20 protein-coding genes are annotated in these 22651 nt (G+C 60.6%); 8 read left to right on the top strand and 12 right to left on the bottom strand.

Annotation, left to right across the window (positions count from 1 at the left end; all coding sequences use genetic code 11):
• Window positions 1–12: 12 nt before the first annotated feature.
• Window positions 13–1956 (bottom strand): DNA topoisomerase IV subunit B, encoded by a 1944-nt coding sequence (locus tag AUC43_RS14720; protein WP_068195191.1) that lies wholly within the window; start codon window positions 1954–1956, stop codon window positions 13–15.
• Between the two features lie 180 nt (window positions 1957–2136).
• Here AUC43_RS14720 and AUC43_RS14725 point away from each other — a divergent pair, with 180 nt between their 5' ends.
• From AUC43_RS14725 to AUC43_RS14745, 5 genes are all read left to right on the top strand, one after another.
• Window positions 2137–3342, top strand: coding sequence for an AI-2E family transporter (locus AUC43_RS14725; protein ID WP_233254019.1), 1206 nt, complete (start codon window positions 2137–2139; stop codon window positions 3340–3342).
• Window positions 3343–3436: 94 nt separating this feature from the next.
• The gene (locus tag AUC43_RS14730; protein ID WP_068195195.1) at window positions 3437–3913 is read left to right on the top strand and encodes a ferritin-like domain-containing protein; all 477 of its coding nucleotides are present in this window, start codon (window positions 3437–3439) and stop codon (window positions 3911–3913) included.
• 84 nt (window positions 3914–3997) lie between these two features.
• Complete coding sequence (locus tag AUC43_RS14735) at window positions 3998–4378, top strand: AI-2E family transporter (protein WP_068195197.1); 381 nt, start codon at window positions 3998–4000, stop codon at window positions 4376–4378.
• An 87-nt stretch (window positions 4379–4465) separates the two neighbouring features.
• Complete coding sequence (locus AUC43_RS14740) at window positions 4466–4948, top strand: ferritin-like domain-containing protein (RefSeq protein ID WP_068195200.1); 483 nt, start codon at window positions 4466–4468, stop codon at window positions 4946–4948.
• Between the two features lie 160 nt (window positions 4949–5108).
• Window positions 5109–6596 (top strand): exonuclease domain-containing protein, encoded by a 1488-nt coding sequence (locus tag AUC43_RS14745; RefSeq protein WP_068195203.1) that lies wholly within the window; start codon window positions 5109–5111, stop codon window positions 6594–6596.
• An 87-nt stretch (window positions 6597–6683) separates the two neighbouring features.
• On the opposite strand, the gene acs is transcribed toward AUC43_RS14745, so the two are convergent.
• From acs to AUC43_RS21720, 9 genes are all read right to left on the bottom strand, one after another.
• Complete coding sequence (gene acs / locus AUC43_RS14750; protein ID WP_199243455.1) at window positions 6684–8594, bottom strand: acetate--CoA ligase; 1911 nt, start codon at window positions 8592–8594, stop codon at window positions 6684–6686.
• A gap of 160 nt (window positions 8595–8754) precedes the next feature.
• Complete coding sequence (locus tag AUC43_RS14755; RefSeq protein WP_068195209.1) at window positions 8755–10683, bottom strand: propionyl-CoA synthetase; 1929 nt, start codon at window positions 10681–10683, stop codon at window positions 8755–8757.
• A 221-nt stretch (window positions 10684–10904) separates the two neighbouring features.
• Window positions 10905–11282: a response regulator transcription factor gene (locus AUC43_RS14760; RefSeq protein ID WP_068195212.1), complete on the bottom strand. Its 378-nt coding sequence runs from the start codon at window positions 11280–11282 to the stop codon at window positions 10905–10907.
• A gap of 29 nt (window positions 11283–11311) precedes the next feature.
• The gene (locus AUC43_RS14765; RefSeq protein WP_068195215.1) at window positions 11312–14119 is read right to left on the bottom strand and encodes a sensor histidine kinase; all 2808 of its coding nucleotides are present in this window, start codon (window positions 14117–14119) and stop codon (window positions 11312–11314) included.
• Between the two features lie 70 nt (window positions 14120–14189).
• Complete coding sequence (locus AUC43_RS14770) at window positions 14190–14438, bottom strand: hypothetical protein (protein WP_068195218.1); 249 nt, start codon at window positions 14436–14438, stop codon at window positions 14190–14192.
• Window positions 14439–14546: 108 nt separating this feature from the next.
• Window positions 14547–16037 (bottom strand): MFS transporter, encoded by a 1491-nt coding sequence (locus AUC43_RS14775; protein WP_082685113.1) that lies wholly within the window; start codon window positions 16035–16037, stop codon window positions 14547–14549.
• A 52-nt stretch (window positions 16038–16089) separates the two neighbouring features.
• Complete coding sequence (locus AUC43_RS14780; protein ID WP_068195221.1) at window positions 16090–17652, bottom strand: hypothetical protein; 1563 nt, start codon at window positions 17650–17652, stop codon at window positions 16090–16092.
• 139 nt (window positions 17653–17791) lie between these two features.
• The gene (locus tag AUC43_RS14785) at window positions 17792–18214 is read right to left on the bottom strand and encodes an IS1/IS1595 family N-terminal zinc-binding domain-containing protein (protein ID WP_068195224.1); all 423 of its coding nucleotides are present in this window, start codon (window positions 18212–18214) and stop codon (window positions 17792–17794) included.
• A gap of 249 nt (window positions 18215–18463) precedes the next feature.
• The gene (locus AUC43_RS21720) at window positions 18464–18595 is read right to left on the bottom strand and encodes a hypothetical protein (RefSeq protein WP_257721709.1); all 132 of its coding nucleotides are present in this window, start codon (window positions 18593–18595) and stop codon (window positions 18464–18466) included.
• Window positions 18596–18673: 78 nt separating this feature from the next.
• On the opposite strand from AUC43_RS21720, the gene AUC43_RS14790 reads away from it, so the two are divergent.
• From AUC43_RS14790 to AUC43_RS21020, 3 genes are all read left to right on the top strand, one after another.
• The gene (locus AUC43_RS14790) at window positions 18674–19585 is read left to right on the top strand and encodes a flavin reductase family protein (RefSeq protein WP_068195227.1); all 912 of its coding nucleotides are present in this window, start codon (window positions 18674–18676) and stop codon (window positions 19583–19585) included.
• 67 nt (window positions 19586–19652) lie between these two features.
• A complete protein-coding gene (locus AUC43_RS14795; RefSeq protein WP_068195230.1) occupies window positions 19653–20348 on the top strand; it encodes a RibD family protein in 696 nt (231 codons plus the stop codon).
• A gap of 11 nt (window positions 20349–20359) precedes the next feature.
• On the top strand, window positions 20360–20860 hold the full coding sequence (locus AUC43_RS21020) for a hypothetical protein (protein ID WP_071885931.1): 501 nt from the start codon (window positions 20360–20362) through the stop codon (window positions 20858–20860).
• A gap of 7 nt (window positions 20861–20867) precedes the next feature.
• Here AUC43_RS21020 and AUC43_RS14800 read toward each other — a convergent pair whose 3' ends face one another.
• Complete coding sequence (locus tag AUC43_RS14800) at window positions 20868–22094, bottom strand: alanine dehydrogenase (protein WP_068195232.1); 1227 nt, start codon at window positions 22092–22094, stop codon at window positions 20868–20870.
• Window positions 22095–22202: 108 nt separating this feature from the next.
• Window positions 22203–22640 carry a tRNA (adenosine(37)-N6)-threonylcarbamoyltransferase complex ATPase subunit type 1 TsaE gene (gene tsaE / locus AUC43_RS14805; RefSeq protein WP_068195236.1) on the bottom strand — a complete coding sequence of 146 codons (438 nt, stop codon included), beginning with the start codon at window positions 22638–22640 and terminating at the stop codon, window positions 22203–22205.
• Window positions 22641–22651 lie beyond the last annotated feature (11 nt).

Consider the following 22651-nt stretch of genomic DNA (forward strand, 5'->3'; position numbering starts at 1 on the left):
ATTTCAGCTCAATTAAGCCAGGTCGGCTTCGGCCACCTCGGCTACGGGCAGCACATCACTGGTCACCAGGTCCTTCTCCAGGCGCAGGTTTTCGATGATGAAGTTCTGGCGGTCGGGTGTGTTTTTGCCCATGTAATACGTCAGGACCTGCTGGATGCTGCGGTCCGACTGCAGAATCACGGGCTCGAGCTTGATGTTTTCGCCGATGAACTTGCCGAACTCTTCGGGCGAAATCTCTCCCAGGCCTTTGAAGCGGGTGATTTCGGGGTTTTTGCCCAGCTTGCGCATGGCGTTCTGCTTCTCCTGCTCGTTGTAGCAGTAGATGGTTTCCTTCTTGTTGCGGACGCGGAACAGCGGCGTTTCGAGAATGAAAACGTGGCCGTTGCGCACCAGGTCGGGGAAGAACTGCAGGAAGAACGTGAGCAGCAGCAGCCGGATGTGCATGCCGTCGACGTCGGCGTCGGTGGCCACCACCACGCGGTTATAGCGCAGGTGCTCGATGCCTTCTTCGATGTTGAGCGCGTGCTGGAGCAGGTTGAGCTCCTCGTTTTCGTACACGATTTTCTTCTTCAGCCCGAAGCAGTTCAGCGGCTTGCCGCGCAGGCTAAACACGGCTTCCAGCTCCACGTTGCGGCTCTTGGTGATGCTGCCCGAAGCCGAGTCGCCCTCCGTGATGAAGAGGGTGGTGAGCAGCTCCTTTTCGGCGCCGTCCTTGGCGTTTTCGCCCAGGTGGAAGCGGCAGTCGCGCAGCTTGCGGTTGTGCAGGTTGGCTTTTTTGGCGCGCTGGTTGGCGAGTTTTTTCACGCCGGCCATGTCCTTGCGCTCCCGCTCGCTCTGCAGGATGCGCTTGAGCAGGGCGTCGGCCGTAGCGGGGTTCTTGTGCAGGTAGTTGTCGAGGTGCTCCTTCACGAAGTCCAGGATGAAGCCGCGCACCGTGGGGCCGTCCTCGCCCATGTTGATGGAACCGAGCTTGGTCTTGGTCTGGCTCTCGAACACAGGCTCTTGCACCCGCACCGAAATAGCCCCGATGATGGAGCCGCGCACGTCAGCCGCGTCAAAATCCTTCTTGTAAAACTCACGCACGGCCTTCACCACGGCCTCGCGGAAGGCCGCCAAGTGAGTACCGCCCTGCGTGGTGTACTGGCCGTTCACGAAGGAATAGTACTCCTCGCCGTAGTCGTTGCCATGGGTCATGGCCATCTCAATATCCGGCGCTTTCAGGTGGATAATGGGGTAGCGCAGGTGCTCCACATCGGCCTTGCGGGCCAAGAGGTCGAGCAGGCCGTTTTCAGAGTAATACTTCTGGCCATTGAAATTGATGGTCAGGCCAGCGTTCAGGTAAACGTAGTTCCAGATTTGATTTTCGAGGTACTCCGGAATGAAGCGGTAGTTTTTGAAAATCGTGTCGTCGGGCTGGAAGGTCACCAGCGTGCCGTTGCGCTGGCTGGTTTTCTGGGGCTTGGGGTCGCTCACGAGGTTGCCCTGGGCAAACTCGGCCGACTTCATAATGCCTTCGCGTACACTTTGCACCAGGAAATAGCCACTCAGCGCGTTCACGGCCTTGGTGCCCACGCCGTTCAGGCCCACCGATTTCTGAAACACCTTAGAGTCGTACTTGCCGCCGGTGTTGATTTTGCTCACCACGTCCACCACCTTGCCCAGCGGGATGCCGCGGCCGTAGTCGCGCACCTGCACGCGGGAGTCCGAAATCTTGATATCGATGGTGCGGCCGTGGCCCATTACGTGTTCGTCGATGCAGTTATCGACCACTTCCTTCACCAATACGTAAATACCGTCGTCGTAAGCAGAACCGTCGCCGAGTTTGCCGATGTACATGCCCGGTCGCAGGCGGATGTGCTCGCGCCAATCCAGCGAGCGGATGCTGTCTTCGTTATAGCCGTGGTCGGGGACTTTGGCCTTCACTTCGGAGGCTTCGGTCAGTAGTTCGTCGTTCATTGGGCAACTGTTCTCCAGTTTTTGGGTAAAATAACGCAGAAATTAGCAGGAGGGCAAGAAATATTGCCAGCTCTATTAGTATCACCTCGCTAATTTATTTAGTCTCCAACACCACTTAGCTGGCCTGGGTTCACGGGTTTTGGCCCGCCGCGCCAATTGATTTCCCCCTCTTCATACCGCATGTTTCCTCCTCTAATCAACCGGGTAATCAATCGGGGCTCGCCCCACTCCAACGTAGCCCAGCAAAGCGGCGCCATTCCCGAAGCCAAGCTGGCGCCGATGGTGCACTACACCTTCCTGCTCATTGGGCTGTCGCTGCTGGTGTATGTGCTCCACAAGCTCGACGGGATTCTGCTGCCGCTTTTCTTTTCGGCGCTGCTTTCCACCCTGCTCCTGCCCTTGGTCACCAAGCTGGAAGGTTGGGGCTGGTCACGGGTGTTGGCCATCATCGCGGCCATCTTTTTGTTGATAAGTGGCCTGGCGGGCCTTATCATTTTGTTTGGCTCCCAAATCCTGGACCTGCGGGCCGAGCTGCCCCTAATTCAGCAGAAGCTGGCGATATTTTTTGACCAGGGCCAGCAATGGCTGCACGACCGCCTGGGCATGCGCGTGATGAGCAAGGACGAGTTTATCGACTCCTCGTTGAGCTCGGCCAAAAAATCGGCTGGCGGCTTTCTGGGCAGCACCATCAGCACCACGGCCGGCGTGCTGAGCGTGGTGACCCTGATTCCGATTTACATTTTCTGCTTTCTGTACTACCGTGACCACATGCGCCAGTTCATGTTCCGGTTTGTGGCGCCCGATAAGCGCACCACGGTGCTGCACACCATGGACAGCATCCAGACCGTGGTGCAGGCCTACATTTCGGGTCTGCTCACGGTTATCGTCATAGTCTCGGTGCTGAACGCCATTGGCTTGCTGATTTTGGGGGTGAAGTTTGCGGTGTTCTTTGCCATTTTCGCTTCCATTCTGGCGGTCATCCCCTACATCGGCATCATGATTGGCGCCACCATTCCGGCCCTGATTACGCTGGTCGAAACCGGCTCGCCGGCGAAGGCGGCCGGCGTGGTGGGCGTGTTCGTGTTCGTGCAGTTTCTGGAAGGCAACTTCATCACGCCCATGATTACGGGCTCGAAGGTGAGCATCAACCCCATGGCCGCTATCGTGGCCCTTATCCTGGGCGGCGAGCTCTGGGGCACGCCCGGCATGATTCTGAGCATCCCGTTGGTGGCCGTGCTCAAGGTGGTGTTCGACTCCAACAAGACCACCGAGCCCTGGGGCTTTTTGCTCGGCGACGTGACCGACGGCGACGATACCAAACGGGACAAGTCGGACGACAAGCCCGGCTTTCTCGGCAAAGCTTGGCACATGATTAAGCGTATGTAAAGCTTGGCGGGCAAGTCTGCTCGACCGCAACCCCTTAGTAGCCTTCGCAGTATAGTACAGGAAGTTTTCCTTTCCACTAAACTCAATTATATCCATGGCTACGACCACCGAAACCACCGCCCGCGCTTACAATGACCTGGTTGAAATCAACAAAACCGCGGCCAAAGGCTACCAGGAAGCCGCCGAAGGCGTGACCAACCCCCAACTCAAATCGGAGTTGAGCCGCCTTTCGCAGCAGCGGGCCCAATTTGCCTCGGAGCTCACCCAGCGCGCCAGCCAGTACGGCCTGAACACGACCACCCACGGCACGGTGGAGGGCGCCCTCACCGACGCTGCCGCCGCGATGCACCGGGGCTGGATTAATATCAAATCGGCCATCACCGGCCATGACGACGCGGCCATTTTGGGCGAGTGCGAAACCGGCGATGCGACGGCCCTGCAAGCCTACGAAACGGCGTTGGAGTCGGCGGACTTGCCCACCGAAGCCAAGCGGGTAATCGAGCAGCAGCACAGCCAGGTACTGCAAGCCAAGAACTGGGTTACGCAGCAGAAAGGCACCTTGAAACGGTAAATAATTACCGGGTATTTAGCCCAATTAGCGGAGAAAGAACGAGCCCCATCGGCTGCAAGCTTTGCAGCCGATGGGGCTTTTTTTGTGCAGTCACCAAACTACGTCATTACTGACACCGGCTTGCCTGGCAAGACGGCCGGGGTGGTGGGCGTGTTCGTGTTCGTGCAGTTCCTGGAAGGCAACTTCATCACGCCCATGATTACGGGCTCGAAGGTGAGCATCAACCCCATGGCCGCCATCGTGGCCCTTATCCTGGGCGGCGAGCTCTGGGGCACGCCCGGCATGATTCTGAGCATCCCGCTGGTGGCCGTGCTCAAGGTGGTGTTCGACTCCAACAAGACCACCGAGCCCTGGGGCTTTTTGCTCGGCGACGTGACCGACGGCGACGATACCAAACGGGACAAGTCGGACGACAAGCCCGGCTTTTTGGGCAAAGCCTGGCACGTGGTAAAGCTGATGCAATGACAGCTCAACCATGTTTTTATTATATCGGCCATTGTTTTTATTATAAAAAAATCCGTAACTTCATGACTCACCAATTATTTTATAACTATGACAACGCCCAATGAAAAATTAGCCCGCGCTTATATCGACCTCGTCGAAATTAACAAGTCAGCCAATAAAGGATATCAGGAAGCGGCTTCGGGGGTATCTACTCCTCAAATCAAGACGGAGCTAAAGCACCTTGCAGACCAAAGAGCACAATTCGCTTCGGAGCTAGCGCAACAGGCCAGCCGCTTTGGCGTGAAAACCGATACTAAAATGACCGTGGAAAGCTCCTTCACCAACGTGGCCTCCACGGTGCAGCGCAACTGGATGAACGTAAAGACTGCCGTGTCCGGCCACAACGAAGCAGCCATTCTGAACGAATGCGAAACCGTCGATACCACGGCCCTCAAGGCCTACGATATGGCTCTGAAGGAGCCCGACCTGCCCCAGCCAGTTAAGCAAGTCATCGAACAGCAGCGGAACCAGATTGTGTCTGCTAAAAACACCCTGTCCCAGCTGAAAAACCAAGCCAAGAGCAACAGATAGTGCGGCGATAGCCGTTAGTAGCTACCAGACGGTACGCTGCCAATTGGCCACTCAGAGCGCAAAAAAGGCAGTCCGTAAGGGCTGCCTTTTTTAGTTGTGCAACCTTATGCCGGGCTAAATTTGTTAGTCTTCTTTCCCACCACCTTCCCGGCCCTGCGATTTGTACGCCATCATTGACCTTGAAACCACCGGCGGGCAGCCCACCCAGGACCGCATCACCGAAATAGCGATATACATTCACGACGGCGAGAAAATCGTGGACGAGTACGCCACGCTGCTCAACCCCGGCCGGGCCATTCCGCCGTTCATTACCCAGCTCACCGGCATCACCAACGACATGGTGAGCGACGCGCCCCGGTTCCACGAAGTGGCCCGCAAAGTGGTGGAAATGACCGAAGGCTGCGTGTTTGTGGCCCACAACGTTCGGTTCGACTACTCGTTTCTCAAAAAGGAATTTGCCGACCTGGGCTACAACTATTCCCGCAAAACGCTGTGCACCGTGCGCCTGAGCCGCTCGCTCATTCCCGGCCAGCCCAGCTACAGCCTCGGCAAGCTGTGCCAGAACATCGGCATTGAGTTGGAAAACCGCCACCGCGCCGCCGGCGACGCCCACGCCACGGCCATCCTGTTTGGCCGGCTGCTCAAGATTACCCAGGAAAGCGAAAGCGTGCCCCACGGCACCGACACCAGCCACACCCTGGCCCGCGTGGATGCCCTGGCGCCCGCCGGCAACCGCCCCCCAGCCGCCACCAAAGCGCCCTCGCCCAAACGCGTGGCCGCCGTGCAAACCGCCATTCGGGAAGCCCTGATGCCGCCGCTGTTGTCGGCCTCGGTGGTCGCGAATTTGCCGCAGGCCACGGGCGTGTACTACTTCCACAACGAGGCCGGCGAGGTAATTTACGTGGGCAAGAGCATCAACATCTACAAGCGCATCCAGCAGCACTTCGCCGTCGATGTGAAGTCGCGCAAGAGCCTGGAGTTTAAGAACTCCATTGCCGACATCACCTGGGAGCTCACCGGCTCGGAGCTGGTGGCGCTGCTGTATGAATCGCACCTCATCAAACAGCTCAAGCCGGCCTACAACCGCGCCCAGCGCCGCTCGGTGTTCCCAGCCGGCATTTACCTGCGCGTCGACGAGCAGGGCTACAAGCGCCTGGCCTACGGCCGGGCCGATGCACGCAACGCCGAAATACCCATCATCGCGCTGGGCAACCAGTACAAGGCCCAAGGCTTTCTGTACCACAAAGTGGCCAAGTACAACCTGTGCCAGAAGCTGTGCGGCCTCTACAAAACGCAGGGTGCATGCTTCGACTACCAGGTGCACCATTGCCAGGGCGCCTGCCTGGGCCTGGAGCCACCCGAGAGTTACAACCTGCGCGTGGATGAGGCCATCGAAAGCATCAGCTACGAGCACGAAACCTTCGTGGTCATCGGGGCGGGCCGCACCGAGCTGGAAAAGAGCATTGTGCTGGTCGAGAACGGCCGCTACCGCGGCTTCGCCTACGTCGACGAGACGTTCTCGGCCCGCAAGTTGGCTGATTTCAGGGACGTCATCCAGCCTTTCACGGACAACAAAGACACCCAGCAGATTATCCGGCAGCATCTGCGCACCAAGCACAAAGGCGAGCGGGTGAAGGTGTTTGGGTAGGTTCCGTTGAGTTTCCTACGCTGTAAACAACAAGCGGCCCACCGAGCATATTTCGGTGGGCCGCTTGTTGTTTAGGCTGCTGAAGTATTACCGCTTCCCCGCCACAATCTCATCCACTACCAGTGGGTCGAGCAGGGTGGATACGTCGCCAAGGTTGCTGGTTTCGCCTTCGGCTACTTTGCGCAGGATGCGGCGCATGATTTTGCCCGAGCGGGTTTTGGGTAGGCCCGAGACAATTTGAATCTTATCGGGCTTGGCGATGCGGCCGATTTCGGCGACCACGGCTTCAATGATGCTGGCTTCGGTTACCTGCAGGTCGATGTCGGTGGTGGGCACCCCGTTCTGGCAGATGACATAGGCGTAAATGCCCTGGCCTTTTACGTCGTGCGGGTAGCCCACCACGGCGCTTTCCACCACGTATTCGCTCTGGTTGATGGCGTTTTCAATTTCGGCGGTGCCGAAGCGGTGGCCGCTGACGTTGATGACGTCGTCGACGCGGCCGATGATGCGGTAGAGGCCACTTTCGTCGCGCCGGGCGCCGTCGCCGGTGAAGTAGTAGCCGGGATAGGGCGTGAAATACGTTTGGCGGGCGCGCTCGTGGTCGCCCCAGGTGGTGCGGATGATGCCGGGCCAGCTGTCCTTGATGGCGAGGTAGCCTTCCTGGTCGTTGCCTTCAATTTCGGTGCCGTCCTGGTTGAGCAGCACGGGGTGCACGCCGGGCAGCGGCAGGCCCGCCCGGGCCGGCACCGACGGCGTGATGCCCGCCAGGGCCGAAATCATGATGCCGCCGGTTTCGGTTTGCCACCACGTGTCCACGATGGGGCAGCGGCCTTTGCCCACGTGCTGGTGGTACCAGTGCCAGGCTTCTTCGTTGATGGGCTCGCCCACTGAGCCCAGCACGCGCAGGCTGCTGAGCGAATACGCCAGCACGTGGTCGATGGGCGCGGCCATGAGCGAGCGAATGGCGGTGGGCGCGGTGTAGAAAATGGTGACGTGGTGCTTGTCAATCACCTCCCAGAAGCGGCCCGGCGAGGGATAGGTGGGCACGCCCTCAAACATGAGGCTGGTGCTGCCCGCCAGCAGCGGCCCGTAGAGGCCGTAGGTGTGGCCCGTGACCCAGCCAATGTCGGCGGTGCACCAGTACACGTCGTTTTCCTCCACCTGAAACACGTTGCGAAAGGTAAAATCGGCCCAGACCATGTAGCCGGCCTGGGTGTGCACCACGCCCTTAGGCTTGCCGGTGCTGCCGCTGGTATACAGGATAAAGAGCGGGTCTTCGGCGTCCATTTCGGCCGCCGGGCACTCCTTTTCCACGTCCTTCACCTCGTCGTGGTACCAAGCGTCGCGGCCTGCCTGCCACTGAACCGGCCAGCCGGTGTGCTCCACCACTATCACGCGGCGCACCGAAGGGCAGTTTTGCAAGGCTTCGTCTACCACTGCCTTTACCGGAATCTGCTTGGCGCCGCGGTTCAGGCCGTCGGCAGTGAGGACCACCTGGGCCTCGGCGTCGTTGACCCTATCGGCGATGGCGGTGGCCGAAAAGCCTGCGAATACCACCGAATGCACGGCCCCGATGCGGGCGCAGGCCAGCACAGCTATCGCCAGCTGCGGAATCATGGGCATGTAGATGATGACCCGGTCGCCTTTTTTGACGCCATTTTTCAAAAGCACGTTCGCGAACTGGCAGGTTTGCTCGTGCAGCTCGCGGTAGGTCAGGCGCAGGTGGCGCGTTTTGGGGTCGTTGGGCTCGAAGATGATGGCCAGCTTGTTGCCGCGCTGGGCCAGGTGGCGGTCGAGGCAGTTTTCGGTGAGGTTGAGCCGGGCGCCTTCAAACCAGGTACTCCGGCCTTCGGGCGAAAACTCGCCGCCGCGCACCTTATCCCACTTGCGCCGCCAGGTAAAGGGTTCGGCAATGTCGCCCCAAAAGGTATCGGGGTCGTCAATGGACTGCTTGTAGGCGACGTGGTATTGCTCGAGGGTGCGAATGCGGGAGTGCATAATGGTGAAGATTGGAGTGAAACAGTGACTTTAGAAGCGGATATCTGCTACCTATTGGCGGCAGTGAATCCGCGGGCCTTGGCGGGCCGGCTTAACTTAGCCATGCAAGGAATGAAATATATCAGACACCTCCACAAGGCCCGGGTAGACTTGGGTTGAGTCATTGGGATGGATGGCTGGCTTCGTACGCCAGCCCAACTGCGCGCCGCTGCAGACCCGCCCGAATTTCATCCAGAATAAGCGGGTCGTCGATGGTGGAGGGCACGGCGAAAGCTTCGCCATCGGCCAGCTGGCGCAGGGTTTTGCGCAGGATTTTGCCGGACCGGGTTTTGGGCAGGCGTTTCACCACCAGCACCGTTCGGAAGCAGGCCAGCGGCCCGATACGGGCCCGCACGGTGGCCACCAGCTCTTTTTCCAAGGCCTCCTCTCCTATCGTCTGGCCATCTTTCAGCACCACCAGCCCCACGGGCACCTGCCCGCGCAGGCTGTCGGCAATGCCGAGCACGGCGCACTCGGCCACGGCGGGGTGCGCGGCCAGTATCTCCTCCATTTCGCCGGTGCTCAGCCGGTGGCCGGCCACGTTGATAACGTCGTCGACGCGGCCCATGATGTAGCAGTAGCCCTCGCTGTCGCGGTAGCCGCCGTCGCCGCTTAGGTAGTAGCCCGGGAAGGTGGCCAGGTAGGCTTCGTGGAAGCGGGCATCGTCGTTCCACAGCGTGGGGAAGCAGCCGGGAGGCAGCGGCAGCTTCACGGCTACCAGGCCAGTGGTTCCGGCGGTTACGGGCTCGCCGGCCTCGTCCAAAATCTGCACATCGTAGCCCGGCACGGGGTGGCCGGCGCTGCCGGGCCGGGGCGGTGGCATGCCCTCCAGGCCCACCAGCGTGGCCAGCATGGGCCAGCCCGATTCGGTTTGCCACCAATGGTCGACCACGGGCACGCCCAGCACCTGCTGGGCCCAGGCGAAGGTGGCGGGGTCGCAGCGCTCGCCGGCCAGAAACAGGTGGCGCAGGCAGCTCAGTTCGTATTTATGGGCCAGCCGGCCCTCGGGGTCTTCTTTTTTGATGGCCCGGATGGCGGTGGGCGCCGTGAACATGACCCGAGCGCGGTGCTGCGCCACGATGCGCCAGAACGCGCCGGCATCGGGCGTGCGCACGGGTTTGCCCTCATACAGCACCGTGGTGCAGCCCCGGAGCAGCGGCCCATATACAATGTAGGAATGCCCCACCGCCCAGCCTATATCCGAGGCGGTGAACATGACCTCGCCGGGCGCCAGGTCATAAATCGCCTCCATGCTGAAGCGCAGGGCCACGGCGTGCCCGCCATGGTCGCGCAGCACGCCCTTGGGCCGGCCCGTGGTACCGCTGGTATACAGGATGTAGAGCGGGTGCGTGGCCGGCACGGGCAGCGCCGCAATGGGCGGGGCCTGCAGCAATTTTCGATAGTCAAGGTCGCGGCCGGGCTGCAGGGTGGCCGTTACAAAGTCGCGCTGGCACACCACCACGTGGGCTGGTTTATGAGTCGCTTTGGCCACGGCTTCGTCCACGAGCGGCTTGTAGGGGATGATGCGGTCGAACTCCATGCCGCCCGACGCGCAGATGATGGCATGCGGCTTGGCATCGTCGATGCGCACGGCTAGCTCGTGCGGGGCAAAGCCCCCAAACACCACTGAGTGCACGGCCCCGATGCGCGCACAGGCCAGCATGGCCACCACGGCCTCCGGCATGTTGGGCATGTAAATGATAACCCGGTCGCCCAGCCCCACCCCAATGGCGCGCAGCCCCCCAGCAAACCGCTCGGTCATGTCTAGCAGCTCGGCGTAGGTGTAGGTGCGCAGGGTATTGGTCACGGGCGAGTCGTAAATAAGGGCCGGCTGGGCGCCGCGGCCGTGCTGCACATGGTAGTCGAGACAGAGAAACGAGGTATTCAGCTCTCCACCCTCAAACCAGCGGTAAAAGCCCTGGGCATCCTGGGATAGCGGCCGCGTGGGCGGCGTATCCCAGTGCAGGTGGGCGGCCTGCCTGAGCCAAAACGCGGCGGGATCGGCCAGGCTGGCGGCATGCGTCGCGGCGTAAGAACAAGCAGGTTTCATGGCGGGTGGGAATGGAGGAGCGGGGCAGTTGGGGCGGCTGGGTTAGTAACCCAATCGGCTGTCATGCTGAGGCACGAAGCATCTTATCACTGTTGAATGCGTCGTCCTGACCTGATAAGATGCTTCCTTCGTCAGCATGACAGCCGAATACAAAAGGTTAGGTGACTGCTAAACAGGAAAAGTTTTCATCAATCTTAAATGGTATTTAAAGAAGCAAATGATTACACAGCAATAGCGAGGAGCTCGCGCACTTTTTCCATTAACTGGCGGGTACTGAACGGTTTGGGAATATACAAATCGGCTCCCACATCATAGCCCTTCTTCACGTCGGCATCGCGGCTTTTGGCCGACAGGAAAATTACTTTCGTGCCCACGGCATCGGGCCGGGCGCGGAGCTGCTGGCACACCTGGTAGCCGTCCACATCGGGCATCATCACATCGAGCAGCACGAGGTCGTAGGGCGTGTGGGCGATGGCGGCCAGGGCCTCGGTGCCGTTGCGGGCAATGCCGACCTGGTAGCCGTTTTTGCGCATCAAGAATTCCAGGGACATGACGATGTTGGGCTCGTCATCAACAATCAGAATGTGGGGGACTTTCATGGCTCATAGGAAGGGTGCGGGTAGAAGGGTTAGCTGACGAGTTCGGGGGTATTTTCCAGGGGCAGCTGCACATAGAAGGTGGCGCCCTGGTTGGGCTGGCTTTCCACCCAAAGGCGGCCGTGGTGCAGTTCAACTATCTTTTTGGTGATGGCCAGGCCCAGGCCGGTGCCTTCGGGCTTCCGGGTGGTTTGGTGGCGGGCCTGGAAGAACTTCTCGAAGATGTGCTCCTGCTCGGCAGTCGCAATGCCCTTGCCGTTATCGGCAATGGTGAGGGTGAGCACCTGGGCGTGAATGCCGGGGTGAGCTTCTAAAGGATATTCCGAGCACGCCACGGTGAGGCGGATGCGGCCCGAGCCGTCGGGCCGGCAGGCCTTGATGGCGTTGGAGAGCAGGTTCACAAGCACCTGCATGAGCCGGTCGCGGTCGGCGGGCAGCTCGGGCAGGTCGGGCGGGATGGCCAGGTCGAGGGCGATGTGCTTTTCGCGCAGCAGCTGGCCTACGGTGTCCACGGCTTCTTCCAGCAGCTCGGGCACCGGCACCGGATTGCGCTCCAGCGTGGCCTGGCCCGACTCGAACTTCTCCAAATCCAGAACCAGCGAAATAAGGCGGGTGAGGCGCTCGGCCTCGCGGCCAATGGTTAGTTGAAAGCGCCGCCGCTCGGGCTCTTCCAGGTCGGGGTTGTCGGCCAGGATTTCGGCCAGCGCCCGGATGCTGGTGAGCGGCGTGCGCAGCTCGTGCGTCACGGTGTACAGGAATTCGTCCTTGCGCTGGTCCAGGGCCTGGAGCTGGACGTAGGCGGCGCGCAGCTCCTCGGTGAGGCGCTGGAGCTGGCGCGACTGCTTCTGGAGCTGCCGGTTGGCTTCGAGCAGCTGCTGGCTTTCGCGCAGAATACCCACCACACTGTCGTAGCTGATTTGCTCGGCCCCCGCCACCGAGGCCACCAGCATACGCGCCGAGGCCGGCCCCAGGCTGCCAGCCAGCAGCTTCTCGGCGTAGGTGAGTAGGCGCGGGTCGGCCGAGGCGAGGTCCTGCGGCGCAGTGCCGTTGGGCTGAATTTTGGCCGGAATGGCATTGGGGAAGCGGGCGGAAAAGGCCCGCAGGGCCTGGTTGGTGCGCTTTTTCCCGAGGAAGCCCAGCAGCAGGGCCCGCACGTCGGGAAATGCGGTGCGGCCCTGCCAGCCGGCCACTTCCTCGGCCAGGCTGCGACGAATGAACACATCCACAAACACGTCGGCTTGCCGCAGCTCCAGTGCCGTGGGCGGCTGGGCCAACGACAGCCCAACGTACAAGCCAATGTTGACCAGCCAGCTCCAGAACAGCCCGTGCGACAGATAGTCGAGCCCCTCCAGTCCAAACAACGCAAAGGGCCGCAGCCTGGCAATGCCGCCAACGCCTTCGGTCAGAATGGATTCGGGCAGCTTGCCCGGCCCCACCATGGTGGGTAGCACCAGCGTAAAAAACCACACCCCAAACCCCGCCAGCAGGCCCACGGTAGCGCCCCGCCGGGTGCCGCCCTTCCAATACAGCCCGCCCAGCACGGCCGGCACAAATTGAGCTACTGCCGCAAACGACACGAGCCCGGTATTCACCAGCGGCAGCTGCTTGCCCACCTCGGCGTAGTAGCCGTAGGCCAGCAGCAACACGGCCACCACGGCCAGGCGGCGGCTTTGGAGCGCCACCCGGCCCAGGTAGGCAAACCATCGCGTTTGAAGGGCGGGGCGGGCCGCCGGCACGCGCACCAGCAGCGGCATGAGCAGGTGGTTGCTCATCATCACGCTCAGGGCAATGGTTTCGACGATAATCATGCTGCTGGCCGCCGAGAGCCCGCCCAGGTACGTGAGCAGCGCCAGCCAGGAATGCCCCGCCGAAAGCGGCAAGGCGAGCACAAACGTATCAGCATCGAGCCCGCTGGCCCCCAGGCGCAGCATGCCGCCAAACGCCACGGGCAGCACAAAAAGGTTGATGACGATGAGGTAGAGCGGAAACAGCCACATGGCCTTGCGCAGGTGGTTTTCGTCCACGTTTTCCACCACGGCCACCTGAAACTGCCGGGGCAGCAGCAGCACCGCCGACATGCTGAGCACCAGCAGCGTAAACCACGCCGCACCGCTGGTGCCGCTGCCCTGCAGCGTGAACAGCTGCCGCAGAGCTGGCACCGCGGCGGCCTGGTCAAACACATCGGCGAACCCGCCGAACAGCCCAAACGTGACAAATAGGCCCAGCGCCAGAAACGCCACCAGCTTGAGCAGGCTTTCCACCGCTACGGCCAGCACAATGCCTTCGTGGCGCTCGGTGGCCTCGACTGACCGCACCCCAAACAGGATGGTGAACACGGCCAGGGCCCCTGTGGTGTACAGGGCGGTGGCCGCGGCCGGCCCAGCCGCGCCGGCCGGGCTGCCGGTCATGGTCACGAATGAGGCCGCAATGGCTTTGATTTGCAGGGCGATGTAGGGCACGATGCCCAAGACGCACACCGCCGTGACGAGGGCGCCCAGGGAGGCGCTTTTGCCGTAACGTGCCGAGATAAAATCGGCAATAGACGTGAGCCGCTGCTGCCGGCAAACCCGAATGATTTTGCGCAGCACGAGCCACCACGCCGGGGCCAGCAAGGTAGGCCCGAGGTAAATGCTCACGAACTCGATACCGTGGGTGGCGGCCCGGCCTACGCTGCCATAGTACGTCCAGGCGGTGCAGTACACGGCCATGCTCAGGGCGTACACGTAGGGGTTGCTCACCAGGCTTTTGCGCGCCGCCGAGCGTCGTTCGGCCGCGTAGGCCACGCCGAAAAGCAGGGCCAAGTAGCCGAAGGAGAAGGCAATGACGAGCAGCTTGGACATGTAGCCGATAAACAGTTAAATAAGACCCAACACAAGGCGGCCCCAACGCTCGGGCACTGCAGGCTCCCGCTTACTCCTCGCGGCGCTTGCGCACCAGATAGGCGGTCAGGCCCACCAATAAAAACCACATCAGTAAGACGTACAAGTACAGGACCGGCACCCCTCCTACCCGCTTGTCCTGGTCGAAAACGCCTAGCAGCGGAAAACTAAGCATTACCCCAAACAAAACGCTGAGGAATAGCAGGCGCTGGCCCCGGCGCGGTTCGGCTTGCTCGGGGCGCGTGCGGGGCGGCGTGGGTAATTCGGGCTTGGTGAGCATGGGCGGGCGCTGCGTATGGATACGGCAGCCCTTCAATTTAACGGAAAAGCCGCCAGCCCAATGGACCAGCGGCTTTTTTAAGGTTGGCCAAAGCCGAAAAATCGTGCTTTATGCCACCGGAGTGGGCTGGTCGGCCATGAGTTTTACGTTGCGCACGTCCTTCATTTTGGCCGTTCCATACAGGAAGCAGATGGCGGCAATGACCACCGGGTACACCAGGCCGAAATAGATGCTGTGCTCCTTCAGGAAACCCGAGGGCTGGGCAGCGGCATAGGCCACCATCGAGGTCGAAATTAAGGGCACGAGACCCCCAAAGATGCCGTTGCCAATGTGGTAGGGCACCGACAGTGAGGTGTAGCGCACCTTGGTGGGGAACAGCTCCACTAGGTAAGCGGCAATGGGGCCGTACACCATGGTCACGAACAGCACCAGGCAGAACACCAGCACAATCATGGGGAACATCTGGTAGTTGTTGGCCACCATCACGGCGGGCACTACGGCGCCAGCGGCGTCTACCGTGGCGGGCGTTTTTTCCACGGCTGGGCCGGCAAACTGCGTGAGGCCGTAGAAGATGGGAATGGTGAACAGCACGCCGCACAGCATGCCCGTCATAATGATGCGCTTGCGCCCGATGCGGTCCGAAAGGCTACCGAAGTACACGAAGAAGGGCGTGGCGGCCAGCAGGGCCACGCACAGGATAATGCTGGCCGGAATCTGCTCCAGCTTCAGCACCGTTTGCAGGTAGAAGTAGGCGTAGAACTGGCCGGTGTACCAGATTACCCCCTGGCCCATGGTGGCGCCAAACAAGGCCAGCAGCACAAGGCGGCGGTTTACGGGCTCCACAAAGGAGTCGCGCAGTGGCGAGGTGCTCACGGTGCCCTCGTCCTTGGCTTTCTGAAAAAGCGGAGACTCGTTCAGCTTGCGGCGAATGATGTAGGAAGCCACCAGCAGCACCGACGACAGCAGGAACGGAATGCGCCAGCCCCATTCGGCAAACGCCGGTGCGCCCACAATCAGCTTGGTGCCCACGATTACGGCCACGCTGATGAACAGGCCCACCGTGGCCGTGGTCTGAATGAAGCTGGTGTAGTAGCCGCGCCGGTTGTCGGGGGCGTGCTCGGCTACGTAGGTGGTGGCACCGCCGTACTCGCCGCCCAGCGCCAAGCCCTGCACCACGCGCAGCAGGAAGATGATAATGGGGGCTGCCACGCCGATGGTGGCGTAGTTGGGCACCAGGCCAATGGCAAACGTGGAGCCGCCCATGAGCAGCAGAGTGAGCAGGAAGGTGTACTTCCGGCCCACCATGTCGCCGATGCGGCCAAACACCACGGCCCCAAACGGCCGCACCACAAAGCCCACCGCAAAGGCGGCCAGCGTGCTCAACAGCGCCGCCAGCGGGTTGGTCTTCGGGAAAAACTGGGTGGCGATGATGGTGGCCAGCGAGCCGAAAATATAGAAGTCGTACCACTCGATGACCGTGCCCACCGACGAGGCCTTGATTACCTGCCAGATTTTGCTGGTGGGGGTGGCGTTGTTGTCGTGCGCAATGGCGGGGCCGGAGGCGGCCGCGCCAAGGGGTTGGGTCAGGCTCTGTTCCATGTTGGTTGGTTTTTGCAAAAAGATAAGAAGGTATGAGAAGCTGGCGGGCGGCCTACAAGAAGACCTGCGTCTGCAGCGTGATTTCAGGGCGGTATTTCACGTCGTTCACGTTGGTGAAATCGGGCCGGGCGCGGTAGTTGAGCGTTACTTTGGCGTTGTGCCCATCGAGCAGCAGGTTCACGCCGGCATCGTACACATTCACGCCTTTGGTGTCGCCATTGCTTTCGCGCAGGCCTTCGTAGTTGCTGTGCAGGTAGGCCACGTAGGGCTGCAGGCGCGCCTTGGGGCCCAGGGTGTTTTTGGGCAGCAGGTAGCCGGCCTCAAGGTATTCGGCACTGCCGGTGCCGGACTGCGGAATGGCATTGCCACGGGTGGCACTCGCGCCATACCCCGGGTTTTCGGGCCCCACGAAGCGCGTGTAGTTCGGGCCGAAATTGAAGTTATAATACACCCCGTACAAGGTAATGGCGGTGCGGGAGGTGGTGTCCAGGGGCACGTCGTAGAAAACATCGGCCCCGAAGAGCTTGATGTCGTGCTTGGTGGTGGGCACGGCCGCGTACAGGTCGCTGCCGGGCGTGAGCGAGCTCAAAGCCACCGAGCTGCTGGTGGGCCGCGAGTACATCCCGTCTTTGTTATACATAAAGCCGCCGCCCACACTCAGCACGCGCTTGGTGCCCAGGTAGGTGCCCTGGGTGTACGGCAGCAGGTTGGCTTCGGGCTCCAGAAAGTTGTAGCTGACGTAGCCCTGGTACACGTGGTGGGTATTCTGCGGGTTGTACTGGGCTGTGTTGGTGCCGGTGTTGATGCCGCCAGTTGTCGTGCCCAGGCCCAGGGGGTTGCCGGTTTGCACGCCCCCCACCACGTAGGTAGGGTTGGTGGGCAGGTTGGTCAGAAACGGGTCGCTCATGGAAAAGCGGTAGTCCACTTTGCCCACGCGGCCCTTGGCGTACACCCCTATCCAGCGGGCAAACTGGTCGAGGGCGTCGATGGTGGGGAAGTTGGTGAGCGGCAAATCCATCGCCATGATGCTCGTGGTGCTGGCGCTGCTCAGGCGCGAGATGCCGTTGTAGTAGTGTATGCCCGCGCCCAGGTTGAGGTACTTGTTCACCCGGTACTCGGTCACGGCTTCGTGGATGAACAGCTGGGGCTTTTTGCCATCGGTGGTGGCGTTCACGCCCCCGCTCACCCCGTTCTGGTTGTTGATGCCGAAGTGAGTATAAATCAAAAACCGGGGGTTGAGCTGAGCCAGAATGACCATGCGGGAGCGGCGAATGCCAAAATCCACCTGACTGGCCTTGGGGGTATTGGGGGCGCGCAGGGTGCCGGTATTGTTCTCGTTGTAGCGCGCGTACACCTGCGTCCAAATCATGAAGCGCAGGTACTTGGAGCCATCGGGCGATATGTTCACCTTCATGCCGGGCCCGTAGGCCGCTGGCTTTGCCGGGGCGGCCGGTGCCTGGACCGGCGACGCGGGCGAAGACACGGGCGGGGCCGGGGCCGGCTCGGCAGGCGGCGGGGGCGTGCCGGGGGTGGGCGGAATTACTTGCCCGAAGGCCGTACCGGCACTTGCCAGCAGCAAGCTACTCAGGGCTAATGCGTAGCGATTTAGTCGCATAGTAAGGTGAAAAATGGTGGGAGGAATGCGTGTGCGGAGTGCCGCCAGGCAGCATTCAGCCCGGCTAAGTAGCACCCACCCCTCCCCATTAACTACACCCGCGGGGTCGTTTTGCTAACCGCTATAGCTGCGCCCCGCCCTACCCGGCCCGGAACCGCTCCCAGCGAATGACCATGAACTTGTCGCCGAGTTCGGTTATCATCATGCCGGCGCCTTTCACATTGCCGGGCACCTGGAAAAAAGCCGCCAGTTCGGCCTGGTTCAGGATTTTGTAGGTGGGGTGGTAGTCGGTTTGGCGCGGCGCCCGCACGCCGTACTTCTTCACCCAGTTCATCACGCTCACGTGGCTCACGCCCAGCAGCCGCTCAATTTCGCGGTAGCTCACGCCTTCAATGTAGAGCTGCAGGGCCTTCACCACATAGTACGGGTTCACCTCGCGGCCCACTTTGGCCACCGTGTAGTGGTAGCCGCATTCGGTGCACTTAAACCGTTGCCGCTCGTTTACCACGCCACTTTTCGTGGCCTTCGTCGACTCGCATTTGGGGCAGGCGGGAGCATTCACGGCACAGACGGATTAGGATGAAACGGCGAAAGCTATAGGCATTGAGCAAATATATACCTTTTTAGCAAATATGCGGGAATCCGTAACTAATTGGCATTAAGATCGAAGCGTGAGCAGGGTTGTAAGCAGCGCATCCACGGCCAGCGCCAGGCAGGGTATGTCGAGTTGAGCTACCGTGTCGATTGTTGTGTGATTGACGGGGTGGGCCGAATTGCAGGGCAGCGGCGTGGTGGTGAAATAACGCAGATGCTAACGGAGCCGGCTGGTATCGGCGGCCAGGAAATTGCGCAGCGCGCTTTTGCCTTGGGCCTGCGCAGCTGCCGCCAGTAGCAAACTCCCGAGCAGCACCAGCGGCCCAATCGGCATTCGTTCGGGTTTCATACGGCGAAAGCTACCTAGCTTTGGCAAAAGTGGCCCCGTGCCCTATTTATTGCCTTAAATTCTGCGCTGCACCTGCCCATGGCCACCTTCCACTCCCTCACTCCTGCCGACCTCAAGCCCAGCGAGTGGCATCCGTTTCTGGTAGGGGCGGTGGCGCCGCGCCCGGTGGCCTTCGTCAGCACCGTCGATGCCGAGGGACGCGTGAACCTGAGCCCCTACAGCTTCTTCAACGCCTTCAGCTCGAACCCGCCCATTCTGGTGTTTTCGCCCGCCAACCGGGTGCGCGACAACACCCAGAAGCACACGCTGCAAAACGTGCGCGAGGTGCCCGAGGTGGTCATCAACATCTGCGACTTCGCGATGGTGGAGCAGATGTCGCTGGCCAGCACCGAGTACGCGAAAGGCGTGAACGAATTCACCAAAGCCGGCCTCACCGAGCTGCCCTCCGAGCTGGTGCAGCCGCCGCGGGTGGCCGAGGCTCCGGCAGCATTTGAGTGCGTGGTGGAGCAGGTTATTGAGCTGGGCCACAACAACGGCGCCGGCAACCTCGTCATTTGCCGCGTGGTGCGCGCGCATTTCCGCACCGACATCCTCCTGCCCAACGCCACCGGCATCGACCCATTCAAGCTCGATGCCGTGGCTCGCCTCGGCGGCGACTGGTACTGCCGGGCCAATGGCGCCAGCCTCTTCGAGGTACCCAAGCCCAACCGCCACGTCGGCATCGGCATCGACCAATTGCCGGAGTATATCCGCAACAGCGACGTGCTAACCGGCAACGAGCTGGGCCGGCTGGCCAATATTGAGCTGGATGCCATGCCCACGCCAGAGCAGGCTGAAGCATTTAAAGACGAGCCCTTGGTGGCTTATACTCTCAACAAGTACCGCAGCGACGCCGCTGAGCTGGAGAAGCAGCTGCTACACTTGGGGCGGCAATTTTTGGCCGAGGGCCGGTTGGTGGAGGCCTGGAAGGTGCTGATGCAGCTGGAATGAATGGCCGCGAACCGGCGATTTTCGTTAAGCGGGGCATTACCCCAAACGTAAAACTAGCCCGCCTGCTATGCCCAATTCCTCGAAACCCCGCGTTATCTGCCACATGATGAGCTCGCTCGACGGGCGCACCATTCTCAGCCGCTGGGGCAAGTCGCCCGATACCAAGGAATACGAAGCCACCGCCGCCACCTTCGGGGCCGATGCCTGGATGTGCGGCCGCGTGACCATGGAGAAGGACTTCACCAAAGGCCTAACTCCCGACCTGCAACCCGTCAGCCACCCGCTCGACCGTCAGGATTTCGTGGCCGATTACACCGCAGATTCCTTCGCCATTGCCGTTGATGCCCATGGCAAGCTGGGCTGGAAATCCGGCCAAATCGACGACGACCACCTCATCAGCATCCTCACCGAGCAGGTGAGCGACGAATACCTGGCTTACCTGCGCAAGCAGGGCGTTTCCTACCTCTTCGGTGGTAAAAAGGAGCTCGATTTCGCGCTGGTGCTCGAGAAGCTCGGCCGCCTCTTCCCCATCAAAACCCTGCTCCTCGAAGGCGGCGGCCATCTTAACGGCTCCCTGCTCAAAGCCGGCCTTATTGACGAGCTCAGCCTGCTCCACTTCCCCGTGGTGGATGGTGCGGCTACCTCGGCAACTATTTTTGAGAAGGGCGAAAACCCGGGGCCGGCGGCGCAATTGAAATTAATTAGCACGGAACAGTTGATGCATGGAATTATCTGGCTGCGCTATAAAGTAATTACTAATTAATATGCAATAATATGCCACGAGTAATTATTAAGCTTGGTGACATTTTTCGGGTGGAAGTTCATGAAGGCATCACCAAATTCTTCCAATACATCGGCGATGATAATACTCAACTTAATAGCAGAGTTATCAGCGTATTCCAGCAGGAATATCTATCAGACAAGACTCCTGATTTTGATAGCATAAGAAAAGCGCATGTCGATTTTCACGCTCACTGTGATTTAAGAGCAGGCATAACCAGAGGATTCTGGGAGAAAGCAGGTAAAGCTCCCATTTCAGCAACTCCCAAACCAGTGTTTCGGGATACCTATGACTATGGAATAGCACCTTGGCAGGAGCCAATTTTAGTATCGAATAATTGGGTAGTCTGGGAAATGGGTGAACCAATGCGTACAGTAGGAACGCTGCAAGGACTCCACCAACAAGCAGATATTGGTCTTGTAATGACTCCAGAAGATATAGTTTACAGAATGAAAAATGGGCACTATGACATGCCCAATTACCCGTTTTATTAATTTCAATCTAATTCCGCACCGCAATCAGCAGTCCCAATTCCTTATAGCGCAAATTAAATTTCTTCGCAATCATTGCATTGGTCAACGAGCCGCGGTAGATGTACACGCCGCTGCGGAAATGCTCGTTGGTGAACAGCACCTCGTTGATACCGCCGTACTGGCTGATTTCCTGCAGAATCGGGGTGAATATGTTGCTCAGGGCGTTGGTGGCGGTGCGGGGCACGCGCGAGGCAATGTTGGGTACGCAGTAGTGCACCACGTCGTACTTGCGGAAGACGGGCTTGCTGTGGCTGGTCATCTCGCTGGTTTCGAAGCTGCCGCCCTGGTCGATGCTCACGTCGATGATGACGGAGCCGGGGGCCATGCTCGACACCATTTCCTCGGGCACCATGAAGGGAATGCGGCCGTCTTCCACGGCCAGGGCGCCAATCACCACGTCGGCCCGGCGGATTTGCTGGCTCAGGGCAAACGTATCGAGCGTGCTGGTGTAGAGCTGCATGCCCAGGTTGTGCTTGAGGCGGCGCAGCTTGTAGAGGTGGTTGTCGAATACTTTCACTTCGGCGCCGAGGCCGGTGGCAGCCCGGGCGGCGTACTCGGCCACTGTACCGGCCCCCAAAATCACTACCTGCGACGGCGGCACGCCCGTAATACCGCCCAGGATGATGCCTTTGCCCTCGTTGGAGCGGGCCAGGTATTCGGCGGCAATCAGCATGACGGTGGAGCCGGCAATCTCGCTCATGGCGCGCACCACCGGGCGGGCGCCGCTGGGGTCTTTCATCAGCTCGAAGCCGATGGCATTAATCTTTTTGCGCGACAGCGCCGCAATGTACTCCTGGGTCATGGAGCCCATTTGCAGGGCCGAAATTAGGGTTTGGCCGGAATGCAGCAGCTCAATTTCGTCGAGTGTCGGCGGGGCCACCTTCAGCAGCACATCGGCCTTGAACACCTCTTCGGCCGAGTACGCAATCTGGGCGCCGGCCTCCGAATAAGCGTGGTCGGCGTACTTGCTGGGCTCGCCGGCGCCGGCTTCCATGATTACCTCGTGGCCTTCGTTCACGAGGTGCTGCACGGCTTCGGGCGTGAGGCCCAGGCGGTTTTCCTGAAGCGAGGTTTCGCGGGGCAGGCCGATAAAGAGCTTGCGCTTGCGCGTTTCCACGGCCAGCATCGATTCCTGCGTGAAATAGGCGCGGCTCGTGGCCAGGGACTCAAAACCGGATGGTAGCTGTTCGGCCATAAACCAAGTGGGGCAGCAAATGACAGGGCCAGCGCCCAAAAGGCGAAGGGCGCTTCCGGCGGGAAAGTGCGCTGGCGGCTGGCAGGTTAGCGCCTGTTCAGATGTAAGTTAGCTAATAAGAGCAAGATGAATGGTCCGGGCCTCGGCGCTCAGCACGTCCAAACGTACTTCAAGCCGCGGTTCAGGCAATAACTCCGCCACGCGGGCGGGCCATTCCACCAAACAAAGATACCCGGAATCAAGGTACTCAGAGGCGCCAATGCGCTCGGCCTCGTCCACGGAATCAATGCGGTAGAAGTCAAAGTGATACACAGGCTGGTTGCGCCCGTCGCGGTATTCGTTGACCAGGGCGAAGGTGGGGCTGCTCACGTCGTCGGCCACGCCCAGGGTGCCAGCCAGGGCCCGAATCAGGGTGGTTTTGCCCGCGCCCATTTCGCCCTCAAAGGCCACCACCGAGCACCCAGATGCGGCAATGGCGGCCTGCACTTGCCGGGCCGCTGCGGGCAGGTCGGCGAGGGTTGGTACTGCAATGAGGAGAGGAAGCATAGTGCAAAATT

Source organism: Hymenobacter sedentarius (assembly GCF_001507645.1).
GTDB lineage: Bacteria > Bacteroidota > Bacteroidia > Cytophagales > Hymenobacteraceae > Hymenobacter > Hymenobacter sedentarius.